The 8871-nt window shown below is 66.2% G+C and carries 9 protein-coding genes; 4 read left to right on the top strand and 5 right to left on the bottom strand.

All coding sequences use genetic code 11. The features are described 5' to 3' along the window. Nucleotides 1–149: 149 nt before the first annotated feature. On the top strand, nt 150–842 hold the full coding sequence (locus AS93_RS0115855; protein ID WP_027591523.1) for a GNAT family N-acetyltransferase: 693 nt from the start codon (nt 150–152) through the stop codon (nt 840–842). Between the two features lie 74 nt (nt 843–916). Here the strand turns inward: AS93_RS0115855 and AS93_RS0115850 are convergent, their stop codons facing one another. Then, nucleotides 917–1468: a porin family protein gene (locus AS93_RS0115850; protein ID WP_027591522.1), complete on the bottom strand. Its 552-nt coding sequence runs from the start codon at nt 1466–1468 to the stop codon at nt 917–919. Between the two features lie 206 nt (nt 1469–1674). Between AS93_RS0115850 and AS93_RS0115845 the strand changes: the two genes are divergently transcribed. Continuing rightward, entirely contained in the window at nt 1675–2526 is an 852-nt protein-coding gene (locus AS93_RS0115845) for a LysR family transcriptional regulator (protein WP_027591521.1), read from the top strand. Nucleotides 2527–2587: 61 nt separating this feature from the next. Here the strand turns inward: AS93_RS0115845 and AS93_RS0115840 are convergent, their stop codons facing one another. The 3 genes from AS93_RS0115840 to AS93_RS0115830 all read right to left on the bottom strand — a co-directional run bounded on the left by AS93_RS0115840 (nt 2588) and on the right by AS93_RS0115830 (nt 4900). Further along, the gene (locus AS93_RS0115840) at nt 2588–2797 is read right to left on the bottom strand and encodes a hypothetical protein (RefSeq protein WP_037009630.1); all 210 of its coding nucleotides are present in this window, start codon (nt 2795–2797) and stop codon (nt 2588–2590) included. Then, nucleotides 2797–4236, bottom strand: a complete 1440-nt coding sequence (gene ccoN / locus AS93_RS0115835) for a cytochrome-c oxidase, cbb3-type subunit I (protein WP_051587509.1) — start codon at nt 4234–4236, stop codon at nt 2797–2799. Before ccoN ends, AS93_RS0115840 begins: the two co-directional genes overlap by 1 nt. Before the next feature lie 319 nt (nt 4237–4555). After that, nucleotides 4556–4900 carry a hypothetical protein gene (locus AS93_RS0115830; protein ID WP_027591518.1) on the bottom strand — a complete coding sequence of 115 codons (345 nt, stop codon included), beginning with the start codon at nt 4898–4900 and terminating at the stop codon, nt 4556–4558. Between the two features lie 106 nt (nt 4901–5006). Here AS93_RS0115830 and AS93_RS0115825 point away from each other — a divergent pair, with 106 nt between their 5' ends. Next, entirely contained in the window at nt 5007–5783 is a 777-nt protein-coding gene (locus AS93_RS0115825) for a dienelactone hydrolase family protein (protein WP_027591517.1), read from the top strand. Nucleotides 5784–5962: 179 nt separating this feature from the next. Continuing rightward, nucleotides 5963–7966: a U32 family peptidase gene (locus tag AS93_RS0115820; protein WP_027591516.1), complete on the top strand. Its 2004-nt coding sequence runs from the start codon at nt 5963–5965 to the stop codon at nt 7964–7966. Between the two features lie 99 nt (nt 7967–8065). Here the strand turns inward: AS93_RS0115820 and AS93_RS19565 are convergent. Further along, the coding region (locus tag AS93_RS19565; RefSeq protein ID WP_037009625.1) for an MFS transporter at nt 8066–8871 on the bottom strand (806 nt) is incomplete at its 5' end.

The raw sequence follows: 8871 nt of genomic DNA, 5'->3' as shown, positions 1-8871 counted from the left end.
TGGTCCCTCATCCCCGACAGGCACAAACATACAAGCGAATTCATTCGCGAGCTTCTGGCGGCCCGCACCGGGCCGGCATCCTCCCACGCCTCCGCGCATTCCTGGCGGGATCGGTACAATGGCGCGCCGCGTCAGCCCGGAGTCTTCCCATGTTCACCCTCGCCCATCTGGACACCCCGCCGCCCGAGTCCCTGAAAGCCCAGGTGCTGCAGATGGTGGTGGACTACCTGAGCGATATCAGCCCGGTGTCGCTGACGCCAAGCAATCCGCTGTATCAGCTCTATCAGTACGTGGTGGGCTTCGAGGTACATCGCTACCTGGAGCGCATGGACGGCGCGCAGCCGGGCCAGCCGAAGCTCATGCTGGCACTGGACGATGAGGACCCGGCGCGAGTGCTGGGCTTCGCGCTGTACCTGCCCTATATGGACGACCCGCAGGCCTGTGCGCTGCTGTACCTGGCGGTGCAGGCCAGCCACCGCAAGCACGGCATCGGCAGTGCGCTGGTCGCGGAGATGATCGCCCGCTATCCCCACGCGCAGGTGGCCTGCGTGGCCGGCAAGGCGCCGTTCTTCGAAGCGCTGGGTTTCCAGGCCATCGCCGCGCACGGCCCGCAGGTGGTGCTCAACACCCGCCGCGAGGCCAGCCCTGGCACGCTGGCGGTGCAGGATCTTGAGCCGATCTTCCAGTCCACCGAGGTGCGGCAGATCTACAGCTACCTGCTCAAGCAGCATGGCCGCGACGCCATGGGCGACGCCGAACGCAAACGCGACCGCCTGCTGGATCAGCTGGCGCGCCAGGCGCAGGCGCATGTGGAGGAACGGCGGGCAACACGCTTGCATTGATGCCCGCCGCGCGGCGTGGGTGGGGCGGACAGCGCCTGGCTGACCGCCGCCGGTGCACGCCTATCGAACCCCGCTTAGAAGCGGTAGTTCAGTCCCAGGTTGTAGCCGGAGACGTCTTCATGCATCCGCTGGTATTCGACGGTCAGCGCCAGCGAATCACCCAGCCTCAGCTCGCCACCGGCACCCAGCGTGGTTCCGGTTTCTTCGGCCGAGCCGCTGAGCGTGTACAGCGGCCAGCCCAAGCTCTGCCCGTGGAAGTCGACTGACAGGCTGTTCACACCGGCCATGCCGTAGAACGAGAAGGCGTCGGTGACCGGCACCCGGCCCTTGAGCACGACGGCCCAATAACTCTTGACTTCGTACGTCACCAGCACGCCCGAGTCGTACTGCTCGTCATCCCCGGCGTTGATGCCGTAGCGGCCTTCGACGCTCAGGTTGGGCGCGATCTCGACCCCCGCGTGGAAGGTCGTGATGGGCAGCGTGTAGTCGGCCGTGCCCCCGTCCAGCGTCATGTGCGAGTAGCCCACGCCTACATACACGCGCGGCGTTTCATCGGCTTGGGCAATGCCACAGGCCAGCACAAAGGCACCGGTGGTCATTAAGCCCAAGGTCTTGATTGCGTTCATCATTTCTCCATAACAGGCAAGTACTTCCTCAGTGATGGCATTGTGACTTCATGGCTGTTTTGTGCTCAATGCCGGCCTGCCGTCCGGGCCCAGCGCTGTGACACAGTTCACGGGAAATGGCGCAACTGCCTGCAACGGTGTGTGATGCGAAAGCCTGCGGCCCGGCGGGCGTATACTCGCCGCCTCATTTCAAGCCGGGGGTCGGTATGGCGGTCGATCTGGCACGTACCTTTCTGGAGATCGTGCGCTGCGGCAGTTTCGTGGGCGCGGCGGAACGTCTGCACCTGACCCAGGCGGCGGTGACGGCGCGCGTGCAGACGCTGGAAAGCCAGCTCGACTGCAGCCTGTTCGTGCGCAATCGTTCCGGTGCGCGGCTGACGCCCGATGGCGAAGCGTTCGTGGAGTTCGCCAGCCGCATGGTGCAGGCCTGGGACGAGGCGCAGCAGGTGTTGCCGCTGCCGGCCGAACGTGCCGAAACGCTGCACCTGGGCGGCGAGCCGAGCCTGTGCGCTCCGTTGATGCTCAAGTGGGTCTGCGCCCTGCGCCAGGCGCTGCCGGGGCTGGAGGTGCATAGCCGCAGTGGCGCCGGAGCGAGCCTGGTGCGCGAGCTGGAGGACGGCAGGCTGGATGCCGTCCTGGTCTACCAGCCGCTGTACGGGCCGGGCCTGCAGAGCGAATTGCTGATGGAGGAAAAACTCATCCAGGTACGCAACCCGCGACAACCGGCGCCCTACGTGTATGTGGACTGGGGCGATGAGTTCCGTCGCCGGCACGACGCGGCCCTGCATGACCTCGCGCATCCGTCGCTGAGCTTCGACCTCGGCCCGCTGGCCCTGCAGTTCCTGCTGGAAGCCGGCGGCAGCGGCTATTTTCGCAGCCGCGTGGTGCAGGGCTACCTGGAGAGCGGCGTGCTCGAACGGGTTCCGCTGGCGCCGGAGTTCACCTACCCGGTCTACCTGATCTACGCCCGCGAGCGCTGCTCGGTAACCGTTGCCCGCGCCATCGACTGCGTGCGGGACGTTGTCGGCGAGTCGGGCGACTGGTCGCCGCTGCTCTGAACAAAAAACGCGCCGCATGCGGCGCGAAGGGGAGCGTCCGTCCCTGGACGTGGGGGAAAACTCAGGCCTCCAGATGGAAAGGTCGCGGGTCTTCGAACGGCACCTCGACCACGCGCTCGCAGCGCAAGCCGGTTTCCTGTTCCAGTTGTCGCGCCGCCGGCGGATCGTCGGCGAAGGGCTGCAGGGCGGCCTGGCGCAGGTCGGCGTCGGGGGTGCGCAGCACGGCCAGGCACAGCCCGCCGACCAGCACGGAAAGAAGCACGAAGATCATCAGGCACGAGCCTCCAGGGCAAGGGGTAACGGGTTCACCTGACCGGCGCGCACGGTGCGCCAGCTGTTCCAGACCATCAGCAACATGCCGCTGGCGAAGATGGCGCCGCCGAACAGGCGGATCATCAGGCCGGGGTGGCTGGCTTCCAGCGCCTCGACAAACGAATAGGTCAGCGTGCCGTCCTGGTTCACCGCGCGCCACATCAGACCCTGGGTGATGCCGTTCACCCACATCGAGGCGATGTACAGCACGGTGCCAATGGTCGCCAGCCAGAAGTGCGCGCTGATCAGCCGGCTGCTGTACATGCGCTCGCGCCCCCACAGGCGGGGAATCATGTGGTAGAGCGTGCCGATGCTGATCATCGCGACCCAGCCGAGGGCGCCGGCGTGCACGTGGCCGACGGTCCAGTCGGTGTAGTGGGAGAGCGAGTTGACCGTCTTCACCGCCATCATCGGGCCTTCGAAGGTGGACATGCCGTAGAACGCCAGCGATACCACCAGGAAGCGCAGGATCGGGTCGTCGCGCAGTTTATGCCAGGCCCCGGAGAGGGTCATCATGCCGTTGATCATGCCGCCCCAGCTGGGCGCCAGCAGAATCACCGACATCACCATGCCGAGGGTCTGCGCCCAATCGGGCAGCGCGGTGTAGTGCAGGTGGTGCGGGCCGGCCCAGATGTAAAGCGAAATGATCGCCCAGAAGTGCACGATGGACAGCCGGTAGGAGTAGATCGGCCGCTCGGCCTGCTTGGGCACGAAGTAATACATCATGCCGAGGAAGCCCACCGAAAGGATGAAGCCGACCACACTGTGGCCGTACCACCACTGGATCATTGCGTCGGTGGCGCCGGAATACACCGGGTAGGACTTCAGCCAGCTCACCGGGGTGGCGATGTGGTTGACGATGTGCACCATGGCGGTCACCACGATGAAGGCGCCGTAGAACCAGTTGCCCACGTAGATGTGACTGACGGTGCGCCGGGCGATGGTGCCGAAGAACAGATAGGCGTAGGCGATCCACACCAGCGTGATCCACAGGGCGATCGGCCATTCCATCTCGGCGTATTCCTTGGAGGTGGTGTAGCCGAGCGGATAGCTGATCAGCATGGCCACAATGGCCGCCTGCCAGCCCCAGAACACGAAGCGGGCCAGGCCGTCCGAGACCAGCCGCGCCCGGCTGGTACGTTGCACCACGTAGAAGGAGGTGGCGAACAACGCGCCGCCGCCGAAGGCAAAGATCACCAGGTTGGTGTGGATGGGCCGGATGCGTCCGAAGCTGGTCCAGGGCAGGCCGAGGTTAAGCTCCGGCCAGACCAGCTGGGCCGCGATGACCACGCCCATGGCCATGCCCACCACCCCCCAGAACAGGGTCATCAGGGTGAATTGACGTACGACGGCGTAGTTGTAGGAAGGGGAAGGAAAGGAATCGTCTGCGGGGATCATTACCGGGAGTCCTATGCACGCTGGGAAGCCTGTCAGCACGACTCGTCGGGCCGGCTCTGCGGCCGGTACCCCTGGTCAGATACGCCCATGCGGCAGCGCAGGCCTTCTGACTGACAGGCCTGGCTAGTGTGTCGATCCGGTTAAATCAAAACAAACTAATAATATTTGAATATCAATTTACTAATTTCTATTTATCACCCAGACACCGCCATCCTAGCCGCTCGCGGCGGCTGCGCCCCATGATCAGAATCAAGCACCGCGACCTCAGCGAGCCAGCCTTCCCTGCGTCACCGGCCGGCCGGTACTGAGCGCAGCGGCCTCATTCCATCAGCATGTCGACCATGATCGCGTTGGTGTACACCAGGCTGCCGTCGCTGGCGCGGTGGCCGACCAGGTGGAACTGGCCGCGCTGGTCGTCCTCGCGCAGGTAGACACGCAGGCGGCAGTCCGACAACGGCCCGCATTCGGGGGGCGTGACCAACTGGAAGGACGTCATGTCCACGTCCACCCAGGCTTCCGGTTCGCCGCTGTTCTGCAGGCGCTCTTCGGCCTGCTCCAGGTTGAGGTGGTCGTTCTCGCTGATATGGAAACTCATCTGCCCCATCGGCTCGGACTTGTCGGTGGGACTCTTCTTGCACCAGCTTTCGATGTCGAACCTGCTCATGGCCAGTTTCCCCTCCGGGAGTACGGTCTCTTGAACATAGCCCGGCTTGCGCTCAGCGCTCGCTACCCCTGCTAGGGTTTCAGCATTCCCGCACCGGAGATCCGCCATGAAGACCGCCTTGTTGCCGCTCTTGTTCGTCTCCTCCATCGGTCTGGCCCACGCCGAGGTCAAGGTGGAACGCATCGACTACCAGATCGACGGCCAACCCTATCAGGGCCTGCTGGTCTACGACGATTCGGTGACCACCCCACGCCCCGGGCTGCTGATGGTGCCCAACTGGCTGGGCGCCACCGAGCGCGCCGCCGAGAAGGCCGCGCGCGCCGCCAGCGACAAGTACGTGGTGTTCGTCGCCGATCTCTATGGCAAGGAGGTGCGCCCCAGTGGCCCGGAGGAGGCGGGCAAGGTGGCCGGCGCGCTGCGTGGCGATCGCCCGCTGATGCGCAAGCGGGCCCAGGCTTCGCTGGACGCGCTGCTCAAGCACACCGACAAGGTGAATACGCAACAGGTGGGCGCCATCGGCTTCTGCTTCGGCGGTGGAGCGATCCTCGAGCTGGCGCGCAGCGGCGCGCCGCTCAAGGCCTTCGTGTCCTTCCATGGCAACCTCGACACGCCCAATCCCGCCGACAACGGCAACATCCAGGGCAGCGTGCTGGTGTTGCACGGCGCCGACGACCCGGCGGTGCCCAAGCAGCAGGTGGATGAGTTCGTCGCGTCCATGCAGAAGACCGACGTGGACTGGCAACTGGTCAGCTACGGCAATGCCGTGCACTCCTTCACCGACCCCTACGCCAACGTGCCGGGGCGCAACGAGTACCACCCTCTGGTGGCCGAGCGGGCGTTCCAGGCCATGAACAACCTGCTGGATGAGGCGTTTGCCCGGTAGCCTCGTAGCCCCGCCGTGAGGGTGCAACCCCGAAAGCTCGCGAATGAATTCACTCCCACGGGCTCGGGGTGGCGCCGCCCCTACAGGTTCTGTGCCGGAGTATCGGGCAGCGTCCGCCCCGTGACCATTTGCCGCTACAATGGCGCCCCTTTCGTTTTCGCCCCCGAAGCCTGATCGCCATGTCCCTGCCCAAGCACCACCTCGAATTGCTCAGTCCCGCCCGCGACACGGCCATCGCCCGCGAGGCGATCCTGCACGGGGCGGATGCCGTGTACATCGGCGGGCCGAGCTTCGGGGCGCGGCACAATGCCGAGAACAGCGTCGAGGAGATCGCCCGGCTGGTGGAGTTCGCCCACCTGTTCCATGCGCGGGTGTTCGTCACCCTCAACACCATCCTGCACGACGACGAGCTGGAGCCGGCCCGCGCGCTGATCCACCAGCTGTACGACGCCGGCGTGGACGCGCTGATCATCCAGGACATGGGCATCATGGAGCTGGACATTCCGCCCATCGAGATCCACGCCAGCACCCAGTGCGACATCCGCACCCTGGAGAAGGCGCGCTTCCTCGGCGACGCCGGCTTCAGCCAACTGGTGCTGGCCCGCGAGCTGAACCTCACGGAAATCCGCGCCATCCACGCGGCGGTGGACACCACCCTGGAATTCTTCATCCACGGCGCACTGTGCGTGGCCTTCTCGGGGCAGTGCTACATCTCCCATGCGCAGACGGGCCGCAGCGCCAACCGTGGCGACTGCTCCCAGGCCTGCCGCCTGCCCTACACCCTGAAGGACGACCAGGGCCGCGTGGTGGCCTACGACAAGCACCTGCTGTCGATGAAGGACAACAACCAGAGCGCCAACCTGCGCGCGCTGGTCGAGGCCGGCGTGCGCTCCTTCAAGATCGAAGGCCGCTACAAGGACATGGGCTACGTGAAGAACATCACCGCCTATTACCGCCAGCGCCTGGACGACATCCTCCTTGAGCGCCCGGACCTGGAACGCGCCTCCCGCGGCCGCACCGAGCACTTCTTCGTGCCGGACCCGGACAAGACCTTCCACCGCGGCAGCACCGACTACTTCGTCAACGACCGCAAGGAAGACATCGGCGCCTTCGACTCGCCGACCTTCACCGGCCTGCCGGTGGGCGAAGTGCTCAAGGTCGGCAAGCAGGACTTCGTGGCCGTGACCCACGAGCCGCTGTCCAACGGCGACGGGCTGAACGTGCTGGTCAAGCGCGAGGTGGTGGGTTTTCGCGCCAGCGTGGTGGAACTGCAACAGCAGTTCGAAGAAGACGGCGCGCCGCGCTGGCAGTACCGCGTGGAGCCCAACGAGCTACCGGCGGCCCTGCGCCAGCTGCGCCCGCACCATCCGCTGAGCCGCAACCTGGACCACAACTGGCAGCAGGCGCTGCAGAAGACCTCCGCCGAGCGGCGCATCGGCCTGTCGTGGAAAGCCGAACTGGGCGAGCAGCGCCTGACGCTGACCGCCACCAGCGAGGACGGCGTGCGCGTCAGCCAGACCCTGGAAGGCCCGTTCGGCGCGGCCAACAAGCCGGAGCAGGCGCTGGAGCAGCTGCGCGATCTGCTCGGCCAGTTGGGCACCACGATCTACCACGCCGACGCCGTGGAGATCGCCGCGCCCTTCGTGCCCTTCGTGCCCGCCTCGCAGCTCAAGGGCCTGCGCCGTGACACCGTGGAGGCACTGACCGCCGCCCGCGTGCTGCAGCATCCGCGCGGCTTCCGCAAGCCGGTGGCCGTGCCGCCGCCGGTGTACCCGGAATCGCACCTGACCTTCCTGGCCAACGTCTACAACGACAAGGCCCGTGCCTTCTACAAGCGTTTCGGCGTGGAGCTGATCGACGCGGCCTACGAGGCCCACGAGGAAACCGGCGAGGTGCCGGTGATGATCACCAAGCACTGCCTGCGCTTCTCCTTCAACCTGTGCCCGAAGCAGGCCAAGGGCGTGACCGGCGTACGCACCAAGGTGGCGCCGATGCAGCTGGTGCACGGCGACGAGGTGCTGACCCTGAAGTTCGACTGCAAGCCGTGCGAAATGCACGTGATCGGCAAGATCAAGGGCCACATCCTCAACCTGCCGCAGCCGGGCAGCGCGGCCAGCCAGGTGGTGGCCTCCATCACGCCGGAAGACCTGCTCAAGACCATCCGCAGCAAGCCGGGACGCTGAAGCAGGGCGCCCGGCGGCGGCCCGGGGTTCCGGCGCCGTTATGGCTGCCGGTTCGGTGCGCAAACGGTGGTCAATGCTTGCGCATTGACCACCCTACGGTTATCCCGCCTGCGCCGGGGTCATGGGCGGGGCGATGCGCAGCATCGCTACCGCGCAGATGAGTAGCCCGCAGAGGGCCAGCAGGCCGCCGACCCAACCGATGCTTTCCAACCCAACCTGGCGGGTGACCAGGCTGCCCAGCAGCGCGCCGGCGCCGATGCCCACGTTGTACAGCCCGGAGAACAGCGACATGGCCACGTCGGTGGCATCCGAGGCGAGTTTCAGCACGCGCGACTGCAGCGCCAGGGTGAAGCACAGGATGGCGATGCCCCAGAAGAAGCACAGCGCACCCAGCGGGCCGAAGCTCTGCGACAACGGCTCGAGCAGCAGCAGGCACAGCGCCAGGGCGCCGATGGCGCCGAGCAGAAACGGTCGCGAATAGCGCGGACTGTAGCGGCTGAACAGCGCCGAGCCCACCAGCCCGGCGCCGCCGAACAGCAGCAGCAACAGGGTGATCTGGTTGCCGATGAAGCCGCCGACCTCACGGGCGAACGGCTCGATATAGCTGTAGGCGGTGAACTGCGCGGTCACCACCAGCACGGTGAGCACGTACACCACCACCAGCGCCGGGCGCTGGAAGATCACCGGCAGGCTCTTCAGCGAACCGGCGTTCTGGCTCGGCAGCAGCGGCAGCGTGCGCGCCAGGATGATCGCCGTGAGCAGCGCCAGCCCGGCAATCCCCAGGAAGGTCACGCGCCAGCCCAACCACTCGCCCACCAGGCGACCGAGCGGAATGCCCAGCACCATGGCCAGCGTGGTGCCGGTGGCCAGCAGGCCCAGCGCCTGCGCCTCGCGGCCGGCCGGCG

The organism is Pseudomonas sp. RL, from assembly GCF_000647775.1.
GTDB classification, from domain to species: domain Bacteria; phylum Pseudomonadota; class Gammaproteobacteria; order Pseudomonadales; family Pseudomonadaceae; genus Serpens; species Serpens flexibilis.
This window is presented reverse-complemented; position numbering and strand designations above follow the sequence as displayed.

Excerpts from the sequence above, each read along its gene's own strand:
- AS93_RS0115855 (WP_027591523.1), top strand. The coding sequence starts at position 150 with ATGTTCACCCTCGCCCATCTGGACACCCCGCCGCCCGAGTCCCTGAAA.
- AS93_RS0115850 (WP_027591522.1), bottom strand. The coding sequence starts at position 1,468 with ATGAACGCAATCAAGACCTTGGGCTTAATGACCACCGGTGCCTTTGTG.
- AS93_RS0115845 (WP_027591521.1), top strand. The coding sequence starts at position 1,675 with ATGGCGGTCGATCTGGCACGTACCTTTCTGGAGATCGTGCGCTGCGGC.
- AS93_RS0115840 (WP_037009630.1), bottom strand. The coding sequence starts at position 2,797 with ATGATCTTCGTGCTTCTTTCCGTGCTGGTCGGCGGGCTGTGCCTGGCC.
- ccoN (WP_051587509.1), bottom strand. The coding sequence starts at position 4,236 with ATGATCCCCGCAGACGATTCCTTTCCTTCCCCTTCCTACAACTACGCC.
- AS93_RS0115830 (WP_027591518.1), bottom strand. The coding sequence starts at position 4,900 with ATGAGCAGGTTCGACATCGAAAGCTGGTGCAAGAAGAGTCCCACCGAC.
- AS93_RS0115825 (WP_027591517.1), top strand. The coding sequence starts at position 5,007 with ATGAAGACCGCCTTGTTGCCGCTCTTGTTCGTCTCCTCCATCGGTCTG.
- AS93_RS0115820 (WP_027591516.1), top strand. The coding sequence starts at position 5,963 with ATGTCCCTGCCCAAGCACCACCTCGAATTGCTCAGTCCCGCCCGCGAC.